We start from the raw sequence: 1,010 nt of genomic DNA, 5'->3' as shown, positions 1-1,010 counted from the left end.
TGGACGGTGTTTTCCTTAACCGGCGTCTCCATGCCGTCGTTCTTCTTTGCCTTATTATTGATCTTTTTCATAGCCATACCAGTAACCTGGCTGCCTTTAAACGGTATGCGGACGACAATCTATATGGCGAAAGGCTATGACAGTTTTGGACAAGAAGTACTTGATGTGTTAAAACACATGATTTTACCGGTAACGGTACTGACGATATCATCTCTAGCAAGTTTAACAAGATATGTCAGAAACTCGGTAATTGAAGTTATTAATCAAGATTATATCCGAACAGCACGTTCAAAAGGATTGGCTGAGAAAGTGGTAATCTACAAGCACGCTTTTAGAAATGCACTTTTACCAATCGTAACGCTGCTCGGTCTATATATACCAAGTCTCTTTGGTGGATCAATTCTACTTGAGACCGTATTTATCTGGCCAGGAATCGGTAACGTCCTGTTCACCTCCATTGGGGACAGAGATTATTCAATGCTTATGGCGGCCAATACATTCTATGCGGTTCTGATGCTGGCAGGAAACTTGCTGGCGGATTTAGCATACGCTTTTGTAGACCCAAGAATCCGTGTCCAGTAGGCGCATCGGGAATAATCCAAAAAAACATAGGAGGAGCATATGGCTGGAAAAATGAAAGAAACAGAACACAAGCAAAAAGCCATCGGCCCATGGCAAATAGCATGGGAGCGGTTTAGAAAAAATAAAGTTGCAGTGGTAGGCGGCGGCCTATTTATCATCATCGTTCTATTGGTAATTTTTGTACCGATTTTGTCCCCTTATGACATATCGGAGTTTAACCTTGAAGATAAGGAACTTTCCCCTTCAGCAAAGCACTGGCTAGGAACAGATGAGCAGGGAAGAGATGTTCTGCTTAGACTCTTTATGGGTGGGCGTATATCCATCTTAGTGGGTTTAATGGCAGCAGGCGTGTCGGTGACCCTAGGCTCTTTAGTCGGCGGTATGGCAGGGTATTATGGCGGGAAAATCGACAACTTGTTGATGCGATT

Annotated in this window: 2 protein-coding genes; both read left to right on the top strand. The window is 43.6% G+C overall.

The window, feature by feature from the left end; all coding sequences use genetic code 11:
* On the top strand, positions 1–582 hold a 582-nt coding region (locus JOC49_RS13140; RefSeq protein WP_204665490.1), incomplete at its 5' end, for an ABC transporter permease.
* A 39-nt stretch (positions 583–621) separates the two neighbouring features.
* On the top strand, positions 622–1,010 hold a 389-nt coding region (locus JOC49_RS13135; RefSeq protein ID WP_204665489.1), incomplete at its 3' end, for an ABC transporter permease.

The organism is Fusibacter tunisiensis, assembly GCF_016908355.1.
Taxonomy (GTDB): domain Bacteria; phylum Bacillota; class Clostridia; order Peptostreptococcales; family Acidaminobacteraceae; genus Fusibacter_D; species Fusibacter_D tunisiensis.
The sequence above is the reverse complement of the archived record's forward strand: the minus strand, read 5'-3'. Positions and strand labels throughout refer to the sequence as shown.